This window comes from Xanthobacter sp. DMC47 (assembly GCF_056313845.1).
Genome location: NZ_JBQUZM010000004.1, coordinates 1005336 through 1029645, shown reverse-complemented (window position 1 = coordinate 1029645; position 24310 = coordinate 1005336). Strand labels below are relative to the sequence as shown.

Annotated in this window: 23 protein-coding genes; 9 read left to right on the top strand and 14 right to left on the bottom strand. The window is 67.8% G+C overall.

Annotated features, from left to right (window positions below; translation table 11 throughout):
* Positions 1-41 precede the first annotated feature (41 nt).
* From ACT54R_RS16590 to ACT54R_RS16580, 3 genes are all read left to right on the top strand, one after another.
* A complete protein-coding gene (locus ACT54R_RS16590; RefSeq protein ID WP_476328062.1) occupies positions 42-782 on the top strand; it encodes a FadR/GntR family transcriptional regulator in 741 nt (246 codons plus the stop codon).
* A 44-nt stretch (positions 783-826) separates the two neighbouring features.
* On the top strand, positions 827-1813 hold the full coding sequence (gene acuI, locus ACT54R_RS16585) for an acrylyl-CoA reductase (NADPH) (protein WP_476328060.1): 987 nt from the start codon (positions 827-829) through the stop codon (positions 1811-1813).
* A gap of 104 nt (positions 1814-1917) precedes the next feature.
* Entirely contained in the window at positions 1918-2577 is a 660-nt protein-coding gene (locus tag ACT54R_RS16580; RefSeq protein WP_210254496.1) for a MarC family protein, read from the top strand.
* Positions 2578-2587: 10 nt separating this feature from the next.
* On the opposite strand, the gene ACT54R_RS16575 is transcribed toward ACT54R_RS16580, so the two are convergent.
* Complete coding sequence (locus ACT54R_RS16575) at positions 2588-3178, bottom strand: cupin domain-containing protein (protein WP_476328058.1); 591 nt, start codon at positions 3176-3178, stop codon at positions 2588-2590.
* Between the two features lie 96 nt (positions 3179-3274).
* Here ACT54R_RS16575 and aptA point away from each other — a divergent pair, with 96 nt between their 5' ends.
* Positions 3275-4609 (top strand): omega-aminotransferase AptA, encoded by a 1335-nt coding sequence (gene aptA, locus ACT54R_RS16570; protein WP_476328056.1) that lies wholly within the window; start codon positions 3275-3277, stop codon positions 4607-4609.
* A gap of 45 nt (positions 4610-4654) precedes the next feature.
* Here aptA and ACT54R_RS16565 read toward each other — a convergent pair whose 3' ends face one another.
* Genes ACT54R_RS16565 through ACT54R_RS16540 form a run of 6 tightly spaced genes read right to left on the bottom strand, consistent with a single transcriptional unit; the run spans position 4655 to position 12655 of the window.
* Positions 4655-6001: an aspartate aminotransferase family protein gene (locus tag ACT54R_RS16565; RefSeq protein WP_476328054.1), complete on the bottom strand. Its 1347-nt coding sequence runs from the start codon at positions 5999-6001 to the stop codon at positions 4655-4657.
* Positions 6002-6016: 15 nt separating this feature from the next.
* Positions 6017-7102, bottom strand: coding sequence for a phosphotransferase (locus tag ACT54R_RS16560; RefSeq protein WP_476328052.1), 1086 nt, complete (start codon positions 7100-7102; stop codon positions 6017-6019).
* 54 nt (positions 7103-7156) lie between these two features.
* On the bottom strand, positions 7157-7891 hold the full coding sequence (locus ACT54R_RS16555) for a TetR family transcriptional regulator (RefSeq protein WP_476328050.1): 735 nt from the start codon (positions 7889-7891) through the stop codon (positions 7157-7159).
* Positions 7892-7946: 55 nt separating this feature from the next.
* Positions 7947-8810: a sugar phosphate isomerase/epimerase family protein gene (locus tag ACT54R_RS16550; RefSeq protein WP_476328048.1), complete on the bottom strand. Its 864-nt coding sequence runs from the start codon at positions 8808-8810 to the stop codon at positions 7947-7949.
* Positions 8807-10549 carry a hydantoinase B/oxoprolinase family protein gene (locus ACT54R_RS16545; RefSeq protein WP_476328046.1) on the bottom strand — a complete coding sequence of 581 codons (1743 nt, stop codon included), beginning with the start codon at positions 10547-10549 and terminating at the stop codon, positions 8807-8809. Before ACT54R_RS16545 ends, ACT54R_RS16550 begins: the two co-directional genes overlap by 4 nt.
* Positions 10550-10561: 12 nt before the next feature.
* Positions 10562-12655, bottom strand: coding sequence for a hydantoinase/oxoprolinase family protein (locus ACT54R_RS16540; RefSeq protein ID WP_476328044.1), 2094 nt, complete (start codon positions 12653-12655; stop codon positions 10562-10564).
* Positions 12656-12817: 162 nt separating this feature from the next.
* On the opposite strand from ACT54R_RS16540, the gene ACT54R_RS16535 reads away from it, so the two are divergent.
* From ACT54R_RS16535 to ACT54R_RS16520, 4 genes are read left to right on the top strand one after another with little or no spacing between them, the layout of a single operon-like run.
* Positions 12818-13819 (top strand): ABC transporter substrate-binding protein, encoded by a 1002-nt coding sequence (locus tag ACT54R_RS16535; RefSeq protein WP_476328042.1) that lies wholly within the window; start codon positions 12818-12820, stop codon positions 13817-13819.
* A 35-nt stretch (positions 13820-13854) separates the two neighbouring features.
* Positions 13855-14634, top strand: a complete 780-nt coding sequence (locus tag ACT54R_RS16530) for an ABC transporter ATP-binding protein (RefSeq protein ID WP_476328040.1) — start codon at positions 13855-13857, stop codon at positions 14632-14634.
* Positions 14631-15494: an ABC transporter permease gene (locus ACT54R_RS16525; RefSeq protein WP_476328038.1), complete on the top strand. Its 864-nt coding sequence runs from the start codon at positions 14631-14633 to the stop codon at positions 15492-15494. The genes ACT54R_RS16530 and ACT54R_RS16525 overlap by 4 nt, the downstream gene beginning before the upstream one ends.
* A complete protein-coding gene (locus tag ACT54R_RS16520; RefSeq protein ID WP_476328036.1) occupies positions 15475-16440 on the top strand; it encodes a DMT family transporter in 966 nt (321 codons plus the stop codon). The genes ACT54R_RS16525 and ACT54R_RS16520 overlap by 20 nt, the downstream gene beginning before the upstream one ends.
* Positions 16441-16451: 11 nt before the next feature.
* Here the strand turns inward: ACT54R_RS16520 and ACT54R_RS16515 are convergent, their stop codons facing one another.
* Genes ACT54R_RS16515 through ACT54R_RS16485 form a run of 7 tightly spaced genes read right to left on the bottom strand, consistent with a single transcriptional unit; the run spans position 16452 to position 23399 of the window.
* Positions 16452-17426: an amidohydrolase family protein gene (locus ACT54R_RS16515; protein ID WP_476328034.1), complete on the bottom strand. Its 975-nt coding sequence runs from the start codon at positions 17424-17426 to the stop codon at positions 16452-16454.
* Positions 17423-18634, bottom strand: coding sequence for an amino acid ABC transporter substrate-binding protein (locus ACT54R_RS16510; RefSeq protein WP_476328032.1), 1212 nt, complete (start codon positions 18632-18634; stop codon positions 17423-17425). The genes ACT54R_RS16515 and ACT54R_RS16510 overlap by 4 nt, the downstream gene beginning before the upstream one ends.
* Before the next feature lie 46 nt (positions 18635-18680).
* A complete protein-coding gene (locus tag ACT54R_RS16505) occupies positions 18681-20072 on the bottom strand; it encodes a dihydroorotase (RefSeq protein ID WP_476328030.1) in 1392 nt (463 codons plus the stop codon).
* A gap of 19 nt (positions 20073-20091) precedes the next feature.
* A complete protein-coding gene (locus ACT54R_RS16500) occupies positions 20092-20808 on the bottom strand; it encodes an ABC transporter ATP-binding protein (protein ID WP_476328028.1) in 717 nt (238 codons plus the stop codon).
* Entirely contained in the window at positions 20805-21563 is a 759-nt protein-coding gene (locus ACT54R_RS16495; protein WP_476328026.1) for an ABC transporter ATP-binding protein, read from the bottom strand. The genes ACT54R_RS16500 and ACT54R_RS16495 overlap by 4 nt, the downstream gene beginning before the upstream one ends.
* A complete protein-coding gene (locus ACT54R_RS16490; RefSeq protein ID WP_476328024.1) occupies positions 21550-22530 on the bottom strand; it encodes a branched-chain amino acid ABC transporter permease in 981 nt (326 codons plus the stop codon). Before ACT54R_RS16490 ends, ACT54R_RS16495 begins: the two co-directional genes overlap by 14 nt.
* Positions 22527-23399: a branched-chain amino acid ABC transporter permease gene (locus tag ACT54R_RS16485; RefSeq protein WP_476328022.1), complete on the bottom strand. Its 873-nt coding sequence runs from the start codon at positions 23397-23399 to the stop codon at positions 22527-22529. Before ACT54R_RS16485 ends, ACT54R_RS16490 begins: the two co-directional genes overlap by 4 nt.
* Positions 23400-23567: 168 nt before the next feature.
* Between ACT54R_RS16485 and ACT54R_RS16480 the strand changes: the two genes are divergently transcribed.
* Positions 23568-24305 carry a GntR family transcriptional regulator gene (locus ACT54R_RS16480; RefSeq protein ID WP_476328020.1) on the top strand — a complete coding sequence of 246 codons (738 nt, stop codon included), beginning with the start codon at positions 23568-23570 and terminating at the stop codon, positions 24303-24305.
* Positions 24306-24310: the final 5 nt, after the last annotated feature.

The following is a 24310-nucleotide window of genomic DNA, read 5'->3' as shown; positions in this document are numbered from 1 at the left end:
CTGAGACCAAGGGACGACCAAGGCGTCCCGGAACGGATCAGATGGAACCGACCTACGGCCAGATCGTCACCACCAGCGCGGCGAGCCAGATCGCCGATCAGCTCCAGCAGGCCATCATGGACGGCCGGCTGAAGGTGGATGAGCGCCTGCCCACCGAGGAGGAACTGGCCGCTCAGTTCGGCGTCTCGCGCCCCACCGTGCGCGAGGCCCTGAAGCGTCTCGCCGCGCGCCATCTCATCCGCTCGCGGCGCGGGCCGACCGGGGGCACCTTCGTGACCGGTCCGTCGCCAGAGGAACTCGCCACCAGCCTCGGCACGTCCGTGACCCTTCTCGTCGCCACCGGCGGCGTCTCGCTGGAGGAAATGGCGACCGCGCGGCTGGAGATGGAGGCGGTCTGCTGCCGCCTCGCCGCGCTCAACCGCACAGAAGCCCACCTTGCGGCGCTGGAGGCGGAGATCGCCCTGCAGCGCACCGCGAGCCTTTCGGATCAGGATTTCTGCGCCTCCGACGTGCGCTTCCATCGCACCATCGTGGACGCGGCGGGCAATGCTCTGCTGCGCTTCCTGATGAACGCGGTGGTGGAAGCGCTCATGCCGGTGAGCAACATGATCATCTTCCGTGTCCGCGACCGGAAGGAGATCGTCGCCCATCACGAGACCCTGCTTGCGGCCCTGCGCGACCGCGATGGCGAGGCGGCGGTGGCCGCCCTCGGCGGGCTCGTGCGCTACATCCGCGCCCAGTACGAGAAGGCCGAAGAGGCCCGCAAGGCCGCAAGGCCCTGAGCACGCCGCCTGCGCGGTCCACGCACATCACAGGGAAACGTCCAATGAGCACCGAGACCTTCCGCGCCCTCATGGCGCGCAAGACCGACGCCGGGCAGGCCATCGCCATCGAGACCATCACCGAGGCTGATCTGCCGGCCGGCGACGTGACGGTGGATGTCGAATATTCCTCCTTCAACTACAAGGACGGCCTTGCCCTGAAGGGCATGAGCCGCATCCTGCGCGCGCTGCCCATGGTGCCGGGCATCGACTTCGCCGGCACGGTGCGGGCCAGCGACAATCCGGGCTTCGCGCCGGGCGACAAGGTGGTGCTGACCGGCTGGGGCGTCGGCGAGAACTGGTCCGGCGGCTTCGCCGAGCGGGCCAAGGTGAAGGGCGAGTGGCTGGTGAAGCTGCCCGAAAGCCTCACCCCGCGCCAGGCCATGGCCATCGGCACCGCCGGCCTCACCGCCATGCTGTGCGTGGATGCGCTGGAGCGCTATGGCATTGCGGCGGGCGGTGATGTGCTGGTGACGGGCGCCGCCGGCGGCGTGGGCAGCGTCGCGGTGCGCCTGCTCTCGCGCCTTGGCTACAAGGTGAGCGCGCTGACCGGCCGTCCGGCCGAGGCGGACTTCCTGAAAAGCCTCGGCGCCACCGACATCGTGGACCGCGCCACCTATGCGGCAGCGGGCAAGCCTTTGGCCGGCGAGCGCTGGCACGGCGCGGTGGACACCGTGGGCGGCACCATCCTCGCCAACGTGCTCGCCGCCACCCGCTACGGTGGCGCTGTCGCAGCCTGCGGCCTCGCGGCGGCCACCGACCTGCCGACCACCGTCTTCCCTTTCATCCTGCGCAACGTGGCGCTGCTGGGCGTTGATTCCGTCAACTGCCCGACCCCGCGCCGCCTCGCCGCCTGGACGCGGCTGGGCGAACTCCTCACCGAGGCCGATTTCGATCTCGTCACCCGCGAGGTCGCGCTGGAGGACCTGCCGCAGGTGGCGGACGACATCATCGCCGGCGGCGTGCGCGGGCGCACGGTGGTGCGCATCTGAGCGGGCAAAGCGGGCGCGCCGCTGCGACGCGCCCGCATTGAGCCCGAGGGTCCCCTGCACTAGGGTCAGGTCTCCTGAATCGTCCGCCGCAGGGGGCTTGCGACGTGAATCTCGCCGGTATCGATCTGACGCTGTCCGCCAAGCTGTTCGCGGCGCTGTTCGCCATCATGAACCCGCTGACGATCATCCCGGTGTTCCTGAGCCTGACGGCGGACCGCTCCCCGGCGGAGCGGCGCAGCACCATGCTGGTGCTGAACGCGACGGTGGCGCTGGGTTGCCTCGTCTGCGCGCTGGGCGGACGCTTCGTGCTGGGCATGTTCGGCATCGATGTCACCCACTTCCAGCTGGCGGGCGGGCTCATCGTGCTGCTCCTCGCGCTCTCCATGCTCAGCGGCGAGGAGCACAGCGCGCACGCCGGCACGGAGGCGGAGAAGAAGACCTTCAGCTCGGCCTCCAGCATGGGTGTCTACCCGCTGGGCATTCCGCTTTCCATCGGCCCGGGCACGATGACCACCATCATCATCTTCTCGGGCTCCAGCGCCACCGCGGGCGGCGCGGCGGGGTTCTATCTCGGGCTCATCGGCTATGTGGTGTTTTTCGGCATTGCGATGGCCGTGGCACCGGCCCTCTCCTCCATCCTCTCGCCGACCGCGCTGAGCATCTCCAAGCGCCTGATGGGCATCGTGCTGGCGGCCATCGCCATGGAGATGCTGAGCGACGCGCTGGGCCACCTCTTCCCAGCCTGGGTCGCGCACGCCGGCTGAGGCAGCGCGCTCAGAAGCTCGGCGGGGTGCAGGCGCTGATGACCTCGCAGGGATTGGGGCCGATGCAGCGGAAGCGATGCGGGCGGCGGCTCTCGAAATAATAGGCGTCGCCGGGGCCGAGGATGCGCCGCACATCGTCGACCGTCACCTCCAGCCGCCCGGACAGAACGATGCCGCCTTCCTCGCCCTCATGGACGAGCGGGACGACGCCGGTGTCCGCCCCCGGCTGGTAGCATTCCTTCAGAATCTGCAGCTTGCGGCCGAACAGGCGCTCTCCCACCTGGCGATAGGAGATGGCGCCCTTGCCGATCTCGGTGAGTTCCTCGGCGGCATAGAACGTCTGCTTCGGCGCCTCCGGCTCGAACGCGAAGAACTCCGCGAGGCCGATGGGGATGCCCTCCAGAATCCGCTTCAGGGCGCCGACCGAGGGGTTCGACGTGTTGGACTCGATCAGCGAGATGGTCGAGTTGGTCACGCCCGTCCGCTTGGCCAGCTCGCGCTGGGAAATGCCGTGCAGCAGCCGCAACTGGCGCAGCCGGTCCCCGATGTCCATGGCGGAAGCCCCTGTTGCAGGTGTTGCGAATACCGAAATTACTGCCATTCGTGGTCAGCATTTTCAACGAGATAGTAGCTTTCAGAAAACGACTTGTTCAGCCTCTCCAATTGGCCGATGGGAGGGCAGCCAAAGGAGAGCGGCATGACCCTTCACGTTCGGTCCAACCAGCCCAGTCTCGACAATTTCTGGATGCCGTTCACCGCGAACCGCCAGTTCAAGGCCGCCCCCCGGCTCCTGTCGGGTGCGAAGGGCATGTATTACACCGACATCGACGGCAACACGGTTCTGGACGGCACGTCCGGGCTCTGGTGCGTCAATGCCGGCCACGGCCGCACCGAGATCACGGAGGCCGTCGCGCGCCAGCTGGGCGAACTCGATTTCGCGCCCACCTTCCAGATGGGCCACCCCGTCGTCTTCCAGTTCGCCGAGAAGCTCGCCGCCATTGCGCCGGGCGGGAAGGACGGCGGTCTCGACCGGGTGTTCTTCACCGGGTCCGGTTCTGAATCGGTGGATACGGCGCTGAAGATCGCCATCGCCTATCAGCGGGCGATCGGGCAGGGCACGCGCACCCGCGTCATCGGCCGGGAGAAGGGCTATCACGGCGTCGGGTTCGGCGGCATCTCGGTGGGCGGCCTCGTCAACAATCGCAGGGTTTTCCCGCAGATCCCCGCCGACCACATGCGCCATACGCTCGACACCGAGCGCAACGCCTTTTCCAAGGGCCTGCCGACCCATGGCATCGAGCTGGCGGAGGATCTGGAGCGGCTCGTCGCCCTGCATGGCGCCGAGACCATCGCCGCGGTCATCGTGGAGCCCATGGCCGGCTCGGCCGGCGTCATCCTGCCGCCGAAGGGATATCTGGAGCGCCTGCGGGCCATTGCCGACAAGTACGGCATCCTGCTGATCTTCGATGAGGTCATCACCGGCTTCGGCCGCCTCGGCACGCCGTTCGCGACCGACTATTTCGGCGTCACGCCCGATATCGTGACCACCGCCAAGGGCCTCACCAACGGTGCCATCCCCATGGGCGCCGTCTTCGCCTCGCGCAAGGTTCACGACGGCCTCATGACCGGCCCGGAGAACCAGATCGAGCTGTTCCACGGCTACACCTATTCGGGCCACCCGGTGGCCTGTGCGGCGGGCCTTGCGACGCTGGGTATCTATGCGGAGGAGGGGCTCCTGACCCGCGGGGCGGAGCTTGCGGACTACTGGCAGGAAGCGCTGCACGGCCTCAAGGGGCTGCCGCACGTGGCGGATATCCGCAACCTCGGCCTCGTCGGCGCCATCGAGCTTCGCTCGCGCGACGGCGCACCGGGCGCACGGGCCTATGACGTCTTTGTCGAGTGCTTCCGCAAGGGGCTCCTCATCCGCGTCACCGGCGACATCATCGCCCTGTCGCCGCCTCTGATCATCGAGAAGGAGCAGATTGACACCCTCGTCTCGATGATCGCCGACGCGCTGAAAACCACCGCTTGATGCTGGAAGGCAGCCGCCGCAAGACCCTTGCGGCGGCTGGCCCGGTCAAACGGCCTTCAGCGTCTCCGCCAGGGTGGTGAGAAGGCGGTCCGCATCCGCCGCCGAGAAGACGAGCGGCGGGCGGATCTTCAGCGTGTTGGCGTGATATCCGGTCGCCGAGATCAGCACCCGGCGCTGGCGCAGCCCGTCCACCACGGCGAGGGCGGTGGCGGAATCCGGCTCCTTGGTCGCGCGGTCCTTCACGAATTCCACGCCGATATAGAGCCCCGCCCCCCGGACGTCGCCGATCCGCGCGTCGGACTCTGCGATCTCCCGGATGCCATCCTGGATCATCCGGCCAATGCGGGCGGCATTCTCCTGCAACCCTTCCGACATCAGCACATCGAAGGTCGCCCGCGCGGCGGCGATGGCCACCGTGTTGCCGCCGAAGGTGTTGAAATAGCGCATCTCGTTGCCGAAGCGCTCGATGACGTGGGGTGCAACGGCCACGGCGGCGACGGGGAAGCCGTTGCCCATGGGCTTGCCCATGGTGACGATATCCGGCTGAAGGCCGTGGCGCTGGAAGCCCCAGAGCCGGTCGCCGGACCGGCCGAAGCCAGCCTGCACCTCATCGGCGATCACCACGCCGCCCGCCGCCCGCACCACCTCCGCGATTGGGCCGAGAATGTCGGTGGGATTGGCATAGATGCCGTCCGAGGAGAACAGGGAATCGGCGATGAAGGCGGCCAGCCCCTCGCCGCGTCGTTCCAGCTCCTCGATCTCGTATTTCAACTGGCGGATGAGCGTCGCCGCGATCTCCGCAGGGGCCATGCGGTAGGAGTCCGGCCCCGGAATCCGCCGCACCCATTCACCCAGCGGCGACTTCTTCCCGAGCGACGGCGACAGCCCGGCGGTGAGGAAGGAATTGCCGGTATAGGCCTCGGACGTGATGACGATGCCCTTGCGACCGGTGTGGTGCATGGCGATGCGGAGCGCGAGGTCGTTGGCCTCGGACCCGGTGCAGGTGAACATGATGTGGCGGATGGGATCGCCGAAGGTCGGGACGATCTCTTCCGCGAAATCGAGAATCCCATCCTGCAGATAGCGCGTGTGGGTACACAGCGTCTGCATCTGCTCATGGACCGCCTCGACCACGCGCGGGTGGCAGTGGCCCACGGATACGACGTTGTTGTAGGCGTCGAGATATTCGTTGCCGGCGCTGTCCCACAGGTGGGTGCCCTTGGCGCGGCTGATCTCCACCGGGTGGGCGTACATGAGGCGGTAGGCCGGCCCGAGCAGCGCCTGCCGGCGCACGATCCTGTCCTGCGTCGCGGGGTCGAGGGCGGAGAGGTTGGCCGGATCGAAGCCATTGACCATCCCGACGTTGATCTTGCGTTCCTTCACCTCGGTCATGACGAAACGCCTCCTTCACAGGGCGGACTGAAAGCGCGGACGGACGGCGAGGAAGGTCTCGCTGACCTCCTCGACGGAGCGGCTGAGGAAATGGTCGAGCTGCGACCAGCTCTGGTGCGTGTTGCGCAGGATGTAGGTCGCATTGTCGGGGAACTGTTCCGCCCGCCATGTGGTGATGAGGGCGCGGGCGATGACGCGGGCCATGACCATGTGCGGCAGAAGCAGCAGTTCATCCTGCGTCAGGTCGGCGACGCTAAGGTAGCCGCGCAGCAGGTCGCGCCCGGCATCGAACATCGCATCCGATCCCACCGGGCTCAGCTGGTTGAGAAGGGCGGTCGACAGGTCGATGACGATGGCGGTGCGCACCACGTCGCCGAAATCGATGATGCCGGAGATGAATTGCGGCCGCGCGCGATCCACCACCACGTTGGAGCGGCTGAAATCGTTGTGCAGCACCTGCGTGCGGCAGGCCGCAAGCCGGCCTTGCAGCGCGCGAAAGCGATCGAGCCCGCGTTCGAGCTGGCGGCGGCGGTCCCTGTCCGCGATGCGCTCCATGAGGAAGGCGAGCTTGGGCAGGTGCTGCACGTCCCAGGCGATTTCGCGGGTGTCGTGGGGGTGGGAGAAGCGGGCCATGGCCAGCCGCAGGCGGGCGAGGCTCGCCCCCAGCTTCTCGCGCTCCTCGCCCGTCGCCTCGATCCGGTCGAGCGGCGTGCCGTCGAGATAGGTCAGCACCCGCACGAGCCGCACCTGCCCATGGCTGTCCTCGTGGGAGAGGAATGCGTCGCCCTGGACCGTCCGCACCACCCGGGGCACCGGCAGCAGGGGATCGGCCTTCGCCACGTGGTCCAGCAGTTCGGCCTGCAGCGAGATCTCGCGCGGGTCTTCGTCGGGATTGGAGAATTTGGCGATGTGGCGGCCCTGCGCACCGCTGACCAGGAAGGTGTCGTCCTTCTCCGTGTCGAGCCGCGTCAAAGTCCCCGACAGGCCGAAATGACGGGTGAGCACCGCGACCGCCTCGTCCGGCGGAATGGAGCGGAAGGCGGTGGCCAGCCCTCCGGCCATGAGGAGGGAGGTGGATGCGGGGACAGGCGGGGTCGGCATTCGGTGTCTCTTCCTGGGGACAGGAGGGCGCGCGGCCGCATCGGCAGGGCGATGTCAGACCTTGGCGATCACGCGCTTCCTTCGGCCGGGAGCGGCAGGTTCCGCATCGGGCGACGTGCGTTCCGGAGCCTCGGCGCGGGCCGCTTCCCGATTGGGCGCGCCCTCGGTGAGATAGGCGAGGGTCATGTCGATGATGGTCGCCCGGTGCTGCTCCAGAAAATCCGGGCGCATCAGGTCGCGATCGAAGATCATCGACAGGGTGAAGCGGTTGGAGATGTAGAAATAGCCCATCGCCGAGATGGAGATGTAAAGGTCAATGGCGTCCACGCCCGGCCGGAACACGCCCTTGCGCTCGCCCTCCCGCAGGATGGCGTCCACGGTGCCGGCGAGGCGGCTGTAGAGCTGGCGGATGATCGGCGACTTGGCCACATGGCGCCCGCGATGGATGTTTTCCGAGTTCATCATCACGATGACCTCGGGCTCCTCGATAAAGGTCTGGAAGGTCGCATCACACAGGCGGCGGATCGCCGCCACGGGCTCGAGGCCGGTGAGGGGGATTTCCTCCTGCCGGCGGCGCATGGCCTCGTAGGTGCGCTCCAGCACCTTCACATACAGCTCTTCCTTGGAGGTGAAGTGGTGGTAGAGCAGGTTCTTGCTGATCTTCGCGCGGGCGATGATGGCATCCACCCGGGCGCCATCGTACCCCCGCCGGGCAAACTCCATCTGCGCAGCCGCGAGGATCTTGTCCTGCGTGCCGATGGAATCGCGTTTGCGGGGTTTCTCGCTCACAACCGATACGTCCTTTTCGACCATGATCCCATGAGGATGCGCGGCACCGCTTCCGTCAACCGCAAACTGTGGCGCCAGGGCGCGGTGCGACGAAGGGCTCGCACCGTTCCAGGCTGATGCGCGTCGTCTCGGCGGCGTCGCGGGTCCACCAGTCGAGCTTCGAGAAGATCTCGATCTCGAATGGGCCGTCATATGCGATCTCGTCCAGGAGACGGCGATAGAAGGCGGTGTCGATGACGCCGTCGCCCACCATGCCCCGGTCCTGATAGACATCGCGTGTCGGCACCAGCCAGTCGCACAGATGGAAGGTGAGGATGCGCGCCGCTCCAGCCGCCTTCAGGTCCGCCGCGAAGTCCGGATCCCACCAGCAATGGTACACGTCGGCCACGATGCCCGTGCCGGCACCCATCGCCTCGACCAGATCAAGGCAGTGGCGAAAGGTGTTGAGGCAGGAGCGGTCGGCCGCGAACATGGGATGCAGCGGTTCGAGACCGAGGGCGACGCCCGCCGCCCGGGCATGGGGCAGAAGCTCGGCCAGCGCATCCGCCACCCGGTTGCGGGCGGCGCCGATGTCCTTCTCGCCAGTGGCGAGGCCGCCGGGCACCACGACGAGGCATGCTGCGCCCAGATCGTGCGCGGCATCGAGCCGCCGACGGTTCTCGTCGATGGCCGCGGCGCGGGCGAGGGGATCGGCGAGGTTCACCCACGCCGTCGTGCACAGGCACGGCACGAACAGGCCCGCGTCACGGATCATCCGCCCGGCCGCGGCCGGCGCGATGCCTTCCAGATACTGGTTCCAGACCCCGATGCCGCGCGCGCCATGGCGCGCATAGGTGTCTACCGCCTCGGCGAGGGAGAGGGACGGGGTGGTGATCTGGTTGATGGCAAAGCGGGAGAAATCGCCGGGCACAATGCTCATGATCCGTTCCCCGCCATGGCGCTGCGCAGCGCCGCTGTCGCGTGGGCATCGACGGCGCCGTTCACCACCAGCACGCCGAAGCCGTCGCGGGCATAGGCGGGGCTGATCTTGCCGTCCAGCACATCCTCCAGCACGGCTTCCGGCGGGCGTGTCAGCGGATCGCCATAGCCGCCGCCGCCAGCCTGCTCGTGGCGGATGACCGTTCCCTTGCTCACGTTGCGGGTGACCTTGCTGGCCAGCAGCTCGAAATTGCCGGCCTCGGACAGGAGGTTCCGCGAGAGCGCGCCGGGCTTGCCCCCGAACAGGCCGTAGGGGGCATGGGCATAACGGTCCGCGCGCAGCTGCATCACCGCCTCGTCGGCGAGGAGCCGGTACTGGCGGACCACGCCGAGGCCGCCCCGCGTCCTGCCGGCGCCGCACGAATCGTCGCGCAGGGCATATTCCTCGATCATGAGCGGATAGGTCGCCTCCATGATCTCCACCGGCATGTTCGACATGTTCTGCGAGGGGTTCGTCACCGCATCGATGCCGTCCCGCGTCGCCCGCGCGCCGAGCGCGCCGTTGATCATGTCCACCACGATGAAGGGCTCGCGCGTCTCGGTGTCGTAGCCGCCGAGGCAGACCACCGTGTTGCCGCCTTCGCCGGCCGCGCACACCCGCTCGGGCACGATGGCGGCGAGGGCGCCGAGCACGGTGTCCACCACCCGGTAGCCGGTGAGGGCGCGAGCGGCGACGGGGGCGGGGAATTCGGGATTGAGCACGCTGCCCTTCGGCGCGCTCACATCGACGCAGCGATAGAGCCCGGCATTGTTCGGCACATCGGGGTCCAGCACGCAGCGCACGGCGAGGTAGGTGGCCGACTTGACGAAGGAGAGCGTGGAATTGATCGCCCCCTTCACCTGCGGCGCCGAGCCCTCGAAATCCACGCCGATGTGGTCACCCTTGACCGTGATGGTCACATGGATCGGGATCTCGCTCTCGTCGAAGCCGTCGCCGTCGATGTAGTCGGTGAAGGCATAGCTGCCGTCCGGCCAGGTGGCGAAGGCCTTGCGCACGAGGCGCTCGCCGTAATCGAGGAACTCGGCGAGGAATTTCTCCACCAGCGGAATGCCGTACTTCTCGGTGAGGCGCAGGAACTCGCGCTCACCAAGGGCACAGGTGGCGAGCTGCGCCTCAAGGTCGCCGATGACCAGATCGGGCAGGCGCACGTTCTTCGCGATGATGTCGAACAGGGTCTTGTTGCGCACGCCCTTGTCGAACAGCTTCAGGGGCGGAATGCGCAGGCCTTCCTGGAAGATCTCGGTGGAATCCGAGGCGTTCGAGCCCGGCACGCGGCCGCCCACGTCGCAATGGTGGCAGATCACGACGGAGAAGCCGATGTGCTGCGCGCCATCGAAGATGGGCTTGAACATGAAGATATCCGGCAGGTGCATTCCGCCGTCATAGGGGTCGTTGAGGATGATGACGTCGCCGGGGTTGAGGTCGTCGCCATAGTGGCGCTGGATCGCCTCCATGGCGTCCGGCACGGCGCCGAGATGCAGCGCCACCGTCTTCGCCTGGGCGAGGATGCGCCCCTTGGCGTCGCACATGGTGGCGGAATAATCGAGCACGTCGCGCACGATGGGGGAGCGGGCGGTGCGCATGACCGTGTAGGCCATGTCGTCCACGATGGATTCAAACGCGCTCTTGAGCACCGCGAAGGTGACGGGATCGATGGTCTTGTCGGTCTGGTCGAGCATGGCGCGATCCCGTCAGGCGAGGGTGATCAGGAGATTGGCGTGGGCGTCGGCCTCGGCGGTGGCGCCGGGGGGCACCACGACGGTGCTGTCCGCCCCCTCGATGACGGCGGGGCCGACGATGCGCGCCGGGCAGCGCGTGCGCACATAGACCGGCGTCTCGATGTGGCCCTGCTCCGCGCCGTAATAAACCTTGCGAATGCTCTCCGGCGCGCCCGAACCCTCGCCACGGGCATGGGCGGCGCGGAAGTCGATCTTGCCGGGCCGGAGGCCGCGTCCGATCACCCTCAGGCTCACCACCTCGATGGTGTCGGAGGAAGAGTAGCTGTAGATGGCCTCATAGGCCGCCTTGAACGCCGCGTGCAGCGCATCCCGGTCCGCCAGATAGGGCACGGAGAGCGACATTTCCTGGCCGCGGAAGCGCATGTCCACCTCGCGCGTCACGCTCATCAGGTGCTCGGCGACATCCTCGCCGGCGAGGGCGGCGCGGGCATCGGCCTCCAGCGCGGCGAAGGCCGTTTCTGCCTCGGACGGCTGGAAATCGGCGAGCTTCACCGCGAAGGGGCGGATGAAATAGCGCTCCACATCCCCCGCCAGCATGCCCATGGCAGTGAACACGCCCGGCGAGGCCGGCACCAGCACGCGCGGCATGGAGAGGAGGCGGGCGATGTCCGCCGCATGCACCGGGCCGGAGCCGCCGATGGCCACCAGCGTGAAGTCGCGCGGATCAACGCCGCGCTCCACCGTCACCGCGCGGATGGCGCGGGCCATGTTGGCGTTCACCACGTCGCGCACGCCGCAGGCGGCATCTTCGGGCGTCAGGCCGAACGGGTCGGCGAGATCGCGGGCAATGGCGGCGCGGGCCGCTTCCACCGAGAGCGCGCGGGAGCCGCCGGCAAGCTGGGCGGGCAGGTATCCGAGCAGAAGGTTGGCGTCCGTCACCGTGGGCCGCGAGCCGCCGATGCCGTAGCAGGCGGGGCCGGGATCGGCGCCGGCGGAGACCGGGCCGACGCGCATCAGCCCGCCCTGGTCCACATAGGCGATGGAGCCGGCGCCCGAGCCCACCTCGGCCACGTCCACCGTGGGCACGCTCATCATGTAGCCGCCCGCCTTGATGAAGCGGCTGGGCGTGGAGATGCCGGCGCGGAACTCGTACTCGCTCACCCGCGTCAGCTCGCCGTTCTGGACGAGCGAGGCGGAGGCGGTGGTGCCGCCCATGTCGAACACCACGAGATCCTTGATATCCAGCGCTTCGCCGAGGCGCGAGCCGCCCACGACACCGGCGGCCCGGCCGGAGGAGATGAAGAAGACCGGCTTTTCCCGCGCCGTGCCTGACGAGGCGAGGGCGCCGTTGGAATTGCAGACGAGGAGCGGCGCCTCGATGCCGGCATCGGCAAGGCCGCGCTCCAGCCGCGTGAGATAGGCTTCGAGCACCGGCCGCACATAGGCGTTCACCACGGTGGTGCTGGTGCGCTCATATTCCTTCGCCTCGGGCAGCACCGAGATGGAGCTTGTGACGCGCACCTGCGGGAAATGCCCGGCGATCAGGGTCGCGGCGCGCTGCTCGTGCGCGGGATTGCGATAGCTGTTGAGGAAACAGACGGCGAAGGACGTGATGCCCGCATCCACCAGCTCCTGCGCGGCTTCCAGCACCGCCGCCTCATCGAGCGGCACGAGGATGGTGCCATCGGCGGCGATGCGCTCGGCCACTTCCTTGCGGTAGCGGCGGGCGACCAGCGGGACCGGCTTTTCCCATTGCAGATCAAACATGGACGGGGTGCGCAGCCGGCCGATCTCCAGCACGTCGCGAAAACCCTTGGTGGTGATGAGGCCGGTGGGCGCTCCCACCTTCTGCAGCAAAGTGTTGGAGCCGACGGTGGTGCCGTGCACCACCTCCGCCACGTCGCCCGGCGTCAGCCGGGCATCGGCGATGATGGCGGCGACGCCCTCCAGAACCGCTTCCTCGGGTGCCGCGGGGGTTGAGGCGACCTTGCGATGGAATACCGCGCCGCGCCCGTCGGCGAGCACGAGGTCCGTGAAAGTGCCGCCGATGTCGACGCCGATGCGCGCGCCAGTCGCGGCGCGCTCCAGGCCGGTGAGTGTCCCCACGACATATCTCCTGAGTTATTGGACTGAATGGTTAGTTATGATCGATACCCCCGTCAAGACACGAACTGCACAAACCATTTGCTGCGACTGGTGCATAAATCCTCTTGCATGACGTATTGGACCATATAGTCTCATTTCGATGCCGAAGAGGGGATCGCAATAATGAAAACGACGTCCATCGCCGCCCGCCTCGTCCGGGCCGTCGCCGCCGCCGCTCTGCTGGCAGGCCCGCTCGCCGCCGGCCCCGCCGCGGCGGAGGAGAAGATGACGATCCGTCTCGATTTCTCGCCCTGGGGCGTGCATGCGGGCATGCATCTCGCCAAGGAAAAGGGGTGGTTCAAGGATGCCGGCCTCGACGTGGACATCCAGGACGGCCGCGGCTCCGGCAACACGCTCCAATTGGTGAATGCCGGGCAGGTGGACGTCGGCCAGATCCAGGTCGGCCTCCTGCCGCAGGCGCGCGAGAACGGCTCCACCGCCAAGGCGTTCGCCGGCTTCGACAAGAGGACCGACCTCGCGGTCCTCGTCGACCAGGATTCGCCCATCGCCAAGGTCGCCGACTTCAAGGGCAAGAGCCTCGTGGTCTTCGCCGCGAGCCCGTGGGCGCCGTTCATCGACTACTGGCTGAAGCAGGGCGGCCTCGACCGCTCCACGGTCAACGTGATGTTCGTGGACCCGGCCGCCGTGTGGGGCACCTACACCGCCAAGCGGGCCGATGGCCTCATGTCCACCGAGCCCTCCGCCATTCCAGTCGCCGCCGCGAACCGTCCTTCCAAGGCGATCCTTGCCGAAGATGTGGGCATCACCTTCCCGAGCTACGGCCTCATCGCCACCGAGAAGACCATCGAAGGCCGCAAGGAGGCGCTGAAGAAGCTGGTCGAGGTGCAGCAGAAGGCGTGGGCCTACATCCGCGACGGCCACATCGACGAGGCGGCGGACGCCATCATCAAGCAGCGCCCCAACGCCAAGCTGGACAAGAAGGTGCTGGCCGACCAGATCAAGCTCACCATCGACTTCTTCGATACGCCCAACACCAAGGGCAAGCCCATCGGCTACCAGTCGCCGGAAGACTGGGCTAAGGCGGCGAAGTCGGCGGTGGACGCGGGCGCGATCAAGCCCGGCACGGACCCCGCCACCTACTTCACCAACGAGTTCATTCAGTGAACGCCCACGTCGCCTCGAGGACGGATGCCACGACGATGGCCTATCTCTCGATCTCCGGCGTCCGCAAGACGTACGGCTCGCCCCGCGGACCGGTCACTGCGCTGAAAGGCATCGGCCTTGAGGTCAAGGAGGGGGAGTTCGTCTCCATCCTCGGGCCGAGCGGCTGCGGGAAGTCCACGCTGCTCAAGTGCATCGCGGGGCTGGAAGACGCGAGCGCCGGGACGATCTCCGTGGACGGCCAAGCCCTCAAGGGGCCGCCCCAGAACATGGGCATCGTCTTCCAGCGCGACGTGCTGCTGGACTGGCGCACCATTCTCGACAACGTGCTCATCACCGCAGAGTTCGCCGGGCTCAAGGGCCCGGCGGTGCGGGAGCGCGCGCTGGCGCTGCTCGGGCGCTTCGGACTCGGCGGATTCGAGAGCCGCCATCCCTGGGAACTCTCCGGCGGCATGCGCCAGCGGGCGGCCATCTGCCGGGCCTTGCTCTGCGACCCCAAGCTCCTGCTCATGGACGAGCCGTTCGGCGCGCTCGACGCCATGACGCGCGACGATCTCAATCTCGAACTTGCGCGCATCTGGCAGGACACGCGCAAGACCGTGGTGTTCGTGACCCATGGCATTACGGAAGCCATCTTCCTCTCCGACCGGGTGGTCATGATGGACCGCAACCCGGGCCGGATCGTCGAGATCATCGACATCGACCTGCCCCGGCCCCGGCATCTCGCCATGCGCGAGAGCGCCGAGTTCGGCCGTTATGTCGCCCATGTCCGCCACCTCTTCGCCAGCCTCGGCGTGCTGAAGGACGATGCCCCATGATCGCCTCCGGGAACGGCACCTCCGGGAACGGCGCCTCCAGCAGCGCCACCGAGACCCTCGATCCGCCCATGCCCCAGCGCCTGCCCACCTCGCTGGTGGAGGCGGGCATGGTGGTGGGCCTGCTCGTCGCCGTGCTCATCGCGTGGGAGGCGGCGGTCTATGTCTTCAAGCCGGCGCCCATCATCCTGCCGGCACCGAGCGTGATCTGGCAGGAGTTCCTGCTCTCGCCGGGCTATTTCCTCCAGATGTCGGCCTTCACGCTCTACACCACCCTCGCGGGCTTCGGCCTTGCCGTGGTGCTGGGGCTGGCGCTGGCGGTGGGCATCGTCCATTCCAAATTCATCGAGCGCACGGTCTATACGCTCCTCGTTGCGCTCAACAGCGTGCCGAAGGTGGCGCTGGCGCCGCTGTTCGTGATCTGGATGGGCACCGGCGTCGAGCCCAAGATCGCCATCGCGCTCATGCTCGCGCTCTTCTCCGTCGTCATCGATGCGGTGCTGGGCCTCAGGTCGGTCGATCCGGACATGGTGAACCTGGCCCGCGCCAGCCGCGCCTCGTCCTTCGACATCCTGCGCAAGATCCGCTTTCCCAATGCCCTGCCGAGCATCTTCGCGGGCTTGAAGGTGGCGATCTCCTTCGCGCTGGTGGGCGCCATCGTGGGCGAGTTCGTGGCCGGCTCCGAAGGCCTGGGCTTCGCCATCCTCACCGCGCAGGGGCAGTTCGACACGCCGCGCGTGTTCGTCTGCCTCATGCTGCTCGGCCTCTTGGGCACGGCGCTGTTCTTCGTGGTCGAGGCATGCGAGCGCCTGCTGCTGCCCTGGCACGTGTCGCAGCGCGGCGGTGGCGGCTCCGGTCACTGAGGTGGGGGCGCAGGGAAAGGCACCCCTTTCCGCCATCCTCGCCCTTCTGGCCACGGCCCTCCTGTGGGGCAGCAACCACGCGGCGGCGCGGGCGATACATGACGCCCTGCCGCTGCCCTCGCTCGTGTTCTGGCGCTGGGCGATCGCGCTCGTCCTGCTGCTGCCCATCGCGCTGCCCGGTCTGCTGCGCGAGCGCCACGCGATCCGCCGGAACGCCGGGCGCATCGCGCTGCTGGGGCTGGTGGGCGTCGGCCTCTTCTCGGTGGGCCTCTATGCCGGCGCCTATCTCAGCCCGGCGCTGGAGGTCGGCCTGCTGAATGCCACGACACCCATCTGGGTGCTTTTGATCGCCACCTTCGTCGGGCGCGCGCGGCCCCGCCTCGCACAGATCGCCGGCATCCTCATCGCGATGGCGGGGGTCACGCTCGTGCTGATGAAGGGGCTGCCCGCGGGTTTCGCGGGCTTTCATTTCGGCGCGGGAAATCTCTGCTCGATCGCGGCGGCGGTGCTGTTCGCCTTCTACACCTACAGCCTCGGGCAGAACCCCATCGGCATCTCGGCCCTGAGCCTCACGGCGCTGACCGCGCTCGCCGGCTTCGTGCTGGTCTTCTGCCCCGTCTACGCGGTGTTCCTCTGCCTCGGCGGGCAGGATCCCTTCACCAGCGGGCTCAAGGTGGAGCCCGTGACCTTGACGGTGCTCTACATCGCGGCCGGCCCGACGCTGCTCGGCAATCTGTTCTGGATCTACGGCGCCGCCCGGGTGGGCGCGGCACGCGCCGGCCCGTTCCTCTATTTCTCGCCGCTCGCAACGGTCGCGCTCTCCGCGACGCTCCTGGGCGAGACGATCACGCCGCTGCAGGTGGTCGGCGGCGCAGCCATCCTCGCCGGTCTCTGGATCTCCACCCAGGCGGGGGCGGGACCCGCGAAGGCGGCGCCTGGCTCGTAGGCCCGGCGACCTTATGCGAGACCCATGAGACGTGCGCCATTGGAGAGCACGCGGTCGCGGACATCCGCGCTTTGCCGGTCCAGCGCGGCGAGGGCTTTCGCGCCTTCCGCATCGCCGATCTCGAACGGGAAGTCGGTGCCGAAGACCACCTGTTCCGGTCCGACCAGATTCAGAAGGAAGTCCAGCACGGTCGGGTGCGCCACCACCGTGTCGTAATAGAGCTGGCCGAGATAATGCGACGGCGGCCGGCTGATGTGCGCCCGGCAGGCCGGGTTCGCCTCATAGAGCGGCGCCTCATAGGCAAGGTCCAGCCGGCCCGCGAGCATGGGCAGCGTTCCGCCGCCATGGGCCAGCACGAGCTTCAATCCCGGATGGCGCTCCAGTACCCCGGAAAAGATGAGGCGGGCCACGCACAGCGCGGTCTCGGAGGGCCAGCCCACGAGCTGGAGCATGGTGAAGCTGCCGAACGCCGGCCGGTCCACGCCGGAGGTGGGGTGCATGAACACGATGCAGCCCTGCCGCGCGCACTCCGCCCACATGGCCTCAAACGCTGGATCGTCCAACGGGCGCCCCGCCGCCGAGGTCGGCAGCGCGACGCCCACATGGCCGTCATCCAGCGCGCGGCGGATGGCGTCCGCGCACTGCTCCGGCTCGGCGATGGGCGGCACGGCGAGGCCGCCGAGCCGCTTCCCGCCCGCCTGCGCGGCGGCGAGCGTCTGCGCATTGAGCCGCCGCGCGAACGCGCCGTCCGCCGCCCATCCGGCGTGGGAGACCACGCGCGGCGGGGGCGAGACGAGCTGGAGGCCGATGTCGCGTCGCGTCAGGCTTTCGAGCCGTCCGGCCGTGTCGAACAGCAGCGGATCGAGGGGGCCGTAGCCGGCGAAGCGGTAGCCTTCGGGGCAGGTCTCCATGCCGAAGGCGCCCTCCCGCGCGAGTTCGCCGAGGAAATCGCGCGAGAGGGCATGGGCGTGGACGTCGACGATCACGGGAAGGGCTTGCGCGGATAAACGACGGGGGCCGCCGCGATGGCCGCGGGATAGACCGGCACCGCCTTGCCGCCCTGCACCTGCGCGACCACGGCTGAGGCCTTCACGTCCACGCCGGCGTCGTTGTACTTCACCGGGCCGAAGAAGGTGTCGGTATCGAGCTGGAGCATGGCCTCGCGCACCTTCACCGGATCGATGCTGCCGGCCTTCTCGATGGCGAGCTGGAGCGACAGCGCGCCCGCCGTGCCGGCGGCGGTGATGTAGGTGGGCACCTCGCCGCCGAACTGCTTCTTGAAGCCCTCCACATAGGCCGCGCTGTCGGCGACCACCGGGCCCTTGTAGGTGAGGGCCGGATCCCAGATCTGCACGCCGAAGAGGTCTTCCGCCGCCGGGCCGAGGGCGTTGAGGAAGTCCGGGATGCCCACCGCGAAGGCGAAGCCGATGAGCTTCGGGTTCACCTTCAGCGTCTGCAGCGTCTTGATGAGCAGGATGGAATCCTGGACGTATCCGGTGAGGATCAGCACGTCAGGATTGCTCTCCTTCAGCGCCGTGGCGACGGAGGAGAGGTCGGCCGAGCCCTTGGGATACTTGGTGGAATAGACCACCTTCAGGCCCTCGGCCTCGGCCTTCTTCTGCGCGGCGCCGGCGAACACGTTGGGGAAGAGGTCGTCGGGGCCAGCGATGGCGATGGTCTTGGGCGGGTCCTTCACCGTCTTCAGCAGCGCCAGCATGGGGTCGAGCGTGGTCGAGGCCAGAGGCGCGGGACAGAAGATGTATTTGTAGCCGCGCTGGTAGAGGCTGTCGGCCGTCGCCATGGGGGTCATGGTGATGACCTTGTACTTCTCGCTGATCGCCGCCGTGGCGGTGGCGATGCCGGAGGAGTAGGGGCCGAGGATGAAGCCCACACCGTCCTCGGTTATGAGCTTCTCGGTGAGGCGGGCCGAGGTCTGCGGCTTGCTCTCGTCGTCGTAATAGATGACCTCGACGGGCATCTTCTTGTCGCCGACCTTGATGCCGCCGGCGTCATTCACCAGCTTTTCCCAATAGGCGTAGCCGTTCTTCAGCAAATGCCCCTCGCGGGCGAAGTTGCCGGTGAGGCTGACGGCGGCGCCGATCTTGATCTTTTCCTGTGCCGCGGCCGTGCCCGCGCCCAGAAGGGTGGCGAGGCCGAGGGCGGCCACACTCTTCACCAGAGTTCGTCTGTGCATCATCTCGCTCCTGCTGGTCCCGGAAGGTTGGTTTTATTCAGTTATCTCAGGCGGATGCGGCGGTGCCGGGCACGAAGCGCCCGAAGCCCGGCGCGCCGACGAGCTTGCCGTCCTGCGCGACGATGGTGCCGCGCACGATGGTGTGGGTGGCCGCGCCCTTCGTGGCCATGCCCTCCCAGCTGGAGAAGCCGGTGCGCGAGAGCATGTCCTCGTTGCGGAAGATGCCTTCGCGGCTCATGTCGACGATGGTGAAGTCGGCATCCGCGCCGGGCTGGATCACGCCCTTCTTCGGGAAGATGCCGAAGCGCCGGGCCGGGGCCTCGGCGGCGAGGCGCGCCACGTCGTTGAGTGTCAGGCGCCCCTCGTTCACCGCGTTCATCAGAAGCGGGATGTATTCCTGCGCGCCGGTGACGCCGAGCGGCACCGAGAACAGGTCCTTCCAGCCCGGGTCCACGTCGTCCTTGGAATGGGGGGCGTGCTCCAGCACGATCATGTCGGCGGTGCCGTCCTTGATGGCATCCCAGCCGGCCTCGGGGTCGTAAGCCCAATTGTAGGTGCGCGGCCCCACCTTCTCCATCTGCGCGCGGTTCATGAACATGGTGCCGAGCTCCAGCTCGCACGACACGTCCTGGCCGAGATCATACTTGGCGTGGTGGATCATCTCGTTGGCGCCCTTGGGCATGACGCCGAGATGCAGCACGTGCAGCTTCACCCCGCAGATGCGGGCGTAATAGAGCGAGGCCGCGAGGCCCGCGACCATGCCGTGGCCGTACATGTAGCCCTTCGAGAAGCTCTCGTGATAGGCCATGGCATCGGTGCGGCCCTTGTCGATGTAATCGCGGAAGGTCAGCCGCTTGCACCACTCGGGATCGTCGTGATGCACCGAGGCGACGAGCCCCATGTCCCGCGTCGCCTCGTAGAGCTCGAACAGGATGCCGTGGTCGAGCACGCCGAGTTCCGAGATGTAGGGGTAGACTTCCTTGATGTGGCGGGTGTTGAAGATCTTGATGCCGATGGCGCCCGCCTTGGCCAGCGCCTCCACCGTGCGCGGATAGAGCCCGCCGCCATAGAGGGCGTAGTCCACATGGGCCTTGGGCGCGACCAGCGCCTTCTTCATCTCGTAGTCTTCGAGCGTGGTCGGGTGGGGCGTGTTGTTGGTCATGTCGATGCACATGGTCACGCCGCCGACCGCCGCCGCCGCGGAGCCGGTCTGGAAATCTTCCTTGTAGGTGTGGCCTGGCTCGCGGAAGTGGCAGTGGACGTGCCACAGGCCCGGCAGAACGGCGAGCCCCTTGGCATCCACGCGCTTCGCCGCCTCCGTGAAGGGTCCCCCCATGGCGGAAATCTTGCCGTCGAGGACGGCAATGTCCGCCTTGAAGGAGGAGGTCGGGGTGTGGATCGTGCCGTTTTCGATCACGAGGTCATAGGGTCGGGACACGTCACGCTCTCCGAACAGGTCAGTTGAGGCCGAGATAGGCGGCGCGGATGTCCTCGCGCCGCAGGAGGTCTTCCGCCGGGCCGTCGATGGTGATGCGCCCGGTGTCCAGCACGTAGCCGCGGGTGGCGATCTCCAGCGCGAGGCCCACGTCCTGCTCCACCAGCAGCACGGTGATGCCGCGCTCGCGGTTGACCTGGCGCACCGCGTCCGCGATGCGATCGACGATGACTGGGGCGAGGCCCAGCGACATCTCGTCGATGAGCAGCAGGCTCGGCCGCGCCATCAGCGCGCGCCCGATGGCGCACATCTGCTGCTCGCCGCCGGACATGAGGCCGGCGAGCCGGCCTTCCAGCCGCACCAGTTCCGGAAACAGCTTGAAGATGAAGGCGAGGTCGTCGTCCTCGCCCTCGCGGCTTGGGCGCGCGGTGGCGCCGAGCTTGAGGTTCTGGCGCACGGTGAGGCCGGCGAACAGGCGCCGGCCTTCCGGCACCATGGCGATGCCGCGCCGGGCGCGCTCATAAGGCTTCAGCGGGTTGAGGTCCGTACCGGCGAAGCGCATCTGGCCTGCGCGCACCGGCACGAGGCCGGTGAGGGCGCGCAGCAGCGTCGTCTTGCCGGCACCGTTGGCGCCCACCAGGGCAACGATCTCGCCCTCGGCCATGTCGAAGCCGACATCCCACAGCACGCGGCTGTCGCCATAGGCCACCGCGAGGCGTTCCACGGAAAGGAGGCTCATCGCGCCCCTCCCGCTGCCGCGTGGGCCTTGGCGAAGCGCTGGCCGAGATACGCCTCCACCACCTTGGGGTCGGACACCACGTCGTCCGGCACGCCCTCCGCGAGCTTGGCGCCGAAATTCAGCACCATGATGCGGTCGCAGAGCGCCAGCACCGCCTTCATCACATGCTCGATGACGACCACGGTGAGGCCGGCCTGCTTGAGGCTCTTCACGAGGTCGATCATGCGTTCGATCTCCGTGTGGTTGAGGCCCGCCATCACCTCGTCGAAGAGGATGATGCGCGGCCCCATGGCGAGGGCGCGCGCCACCTCCAGCCGCTTGCGGTCGGCGAGGGTGAGCTGCGGCGGCATGAACTCCGCCTTGGGCGCAAGGCCGGTGCGCTCCAGCGCGGCGTCCGCCGCCGCGAGCCAGGCCTCGCGGGTGCGCAGCCGCGCATGGCCGAACATGGCGCCGATGGCGACATTCTCCCGCACGCTCATGGCCTTGAACGGCTGCACGATCTGGAAAGTGCGGGCGATGCCGAGACGGGAAAGGCGATGCGGCGGCAGGCCGGTCACGTCCTCCCCGGCGAAGCGGATCGAGCCGCCGTTGAGCTTGTAGACGGCCGAGATGGCGTTCAGCAGCGTCGTCTTGCCGGCGCCGTTGGGGCCGATGACGCCGAACACTTCGCCCTCCTCCACCCGGAAGGAGACACCGGCCAGCGCCTTCACCCCGCCGAAGCGGATTTCGAGGTCGTTCGCCTCAAGCAGCGCCATGGCGCGACCTCCACCGCTGGATCAGGGAGCGCCCGGCCACCAGCATCCCGTTGGGGGCGACGAGGCAGATGACGACGATAAGCACGCCGAACACGATCTGGTGCGCCTGCAGGAAGCCGCCCCACACGAGGGTGGAGAGGAATTCCAGCACGAATGCCCCCAGCACCGGGCCGATCACCGTGCCCATGCCGCCGAGGATGAGCATCATGTAGGCCTTCACGCCGATGGCGGGATCGAACGCGCTGGCCGGCTCGATGAAGGTGATCCAATAGGCCCACACGCCGCCGGCAAAGCCGGTGATGCCGGCGGAGATGGCCCATGCCGCGACCTTGGTGGCGGTGGTGTCGATTCCCATCACCCCCGCCGCGCGCTCGCCGTCGCGGATGGCGCGCAGCGCGTAGCCGAAGGGGCGGGTGAGGATGAAGGCCACCAGCAGCGTCGAGACGATCATGCCCGCCAGCATCACCAGATAGATGGCGCGGTAGAGCGGCCCCGGCGGCAGGTCTGACAGCGGCAACGGCAGGCCTTCCGCTCCGCCGGTGACGCCGCCCACCTGGATGACCAGCTGGATGGCGGCGAGATTCAGCGCCACCGTGGCGATGGCGAAATAGTGCCCCCTGAGCCGCAGGATCGGCCAGCCGATGATGCCCGCCACCAGCGCCGAGAAGGCGACCGCCGCGACCAGCGCGACGGGAAAGGGTGCCCCGAGCGTCATCGCCACGCCCGAGGCATAGGCGCCGAAGCCGAAGAACACGGCATTGCCGAAGGCGTGATAGCCGGTGAGGCCGACGATGACGTTCAGTCCCTGCGTGACCGTGGCGTACATGAACACCGTGGTCAGCACGCGCAGCCAGTAATTGTTGAGGGCGAGGGGCGCGAGCGCGAGGACGACCGCGCCGGCGGCGAAGAAGGCCCAGAAGAGAAGCGCGCGGCGCCGCGCGCCCGAGGGGGAAGACGGGGAGATCATGCGTGCTCCCCGAAGAAGGCGCGGCCGAACAGGCCCTGCGGACGCAGCGCCAGCACCAGCAGGAACAGGCCGAAGCCGACGATCTCCTGATAATTGGCGCCGAGGAAATAGCCGGCCCAGGCCTGCACCAGCCCATAGATGAAGCCGGCGACGATGCAGCCTTCCACCGAGCCGATGCCGCCCAGCACCGTGATGACGAAGACCGCGCTCAGGAAAGTGACGCCCATGCCGGGCATCACCGGAAACAGCATGGAGGCGAGCGAGCCGGTTGCCCCCGCCAGCGCCGCCCCGGCGCCCGCCGTGAGCGCGTAGATCCGTTCCGGGTTGATGCCCATCAGGGACGAGACCTCCCGGTCGAGCGCGGTGGCGAGGATCATCTGCCCGGCGCGGGTGAAGCGCAGGAAGGCGAAGAAGGCGATGCCGAGGGCGATGGAAAAGCCCGCCGCGATGAGGCGCACCACCGGCACGAGGATGCCGAAGATCTCGATGGAGCTGGCCGCATAGGACGAGTTCACGGAGCGCACGTCCGATGTGAAGGCGATGGAGACCGCGTCCACCATCACCAGCTCGATGCCGAAGGTCACCACCAGCGAGAGCAGCAGGCTGGTGCGGATGATGCGGTTCAGCACCAGCACCTGCAGCGCGTAGCCCAGCGCGAACATGGCGATCATGGACACCGGGATGGAGGCGATCGGATCGAGCCCCGCGAAGCGGAACAGGCCGTAGGTGATGTAGGCCCCCAGCATGATGAAGCCGGTGTGGGCCAGGTTGATGACCCCCATGACGCCCCAGACCATCGAAAAACCGATGGTGGCGATGCCGTAGAGGCCGCCGAGCAGCAGCCCGTTGGCGGTGGCTTGCCAAAGCACCGTTACCCCTCCAAACCGTTGATATTGATATATTTTATGCTTGACGGAAGGCTTATTTATACATATCTTATGCAAAATAAATTGAGTCATGCAACTACGATGTCTGAACGCAGCGCACAAAGAAATCGCACCCCTGCCGCAGGACGCGGCAGTCGCGTCCTGCCTCCCGTGGCAAAGGCGGGAATCTCCAAGGGGGGATCGAGCGAGTTCGCCTATCAGGTGATCCGCGCCGAGATCGTCTCGCTGGCGCTGGCCCCCGGCTCTGACCTCGACGAGGCGGCGCTCGTGAGCCGCCTCGGCCTCTCCCGCACGCCGCTGCGCGAGGCGCTTGTGCGCCTCGCCGGCGAGGGGCTGGTGCAGATCCTGCCCAATCGCGGCACGCGCGTCGCGCCCATGGGCTGGAACGACATTCGCGAGCATCTGGAGGCGTTCGACCTCTCCCAGCGCCTCGTCACCCGGTGGGCGGCGCTGCGGCGGACGGAGGCGCAGATCGTCGCCATCGATGCCCAGCGCGAGGCCTTCGAGGCGGCGACGGCGCGGCGGGATTCCGAGGCCATGCTGGAGATCAACTGGCGCTTCCACGCCGCCATCGCCGCCTGCTGCCGCAATGGCGTGGTGGAGCGTTTCTATCTCCAGCTGCTCACCACCAATCTGCGCATCTCCCGCCTCGCCATGACCTACGACTGTTTCGCGACCGAGGAGGCGTATGACGCGCACATCGGCAACATCATCCGCGAGCACCGCGAGATGGTGGAGGCGATCCGCGCCCGCGACGCGGACCGGGCGGACACGCTCGGCAGCTCCCACGCCGGGCTCGCCCGCAAGCGCGTTTCCGAATGCCTCACCCAGAGCATGCTGTCCGACATGGAGCTGCCGCTCGGCGGCGCGCCGGACAGCCCCGCCTGAACGCG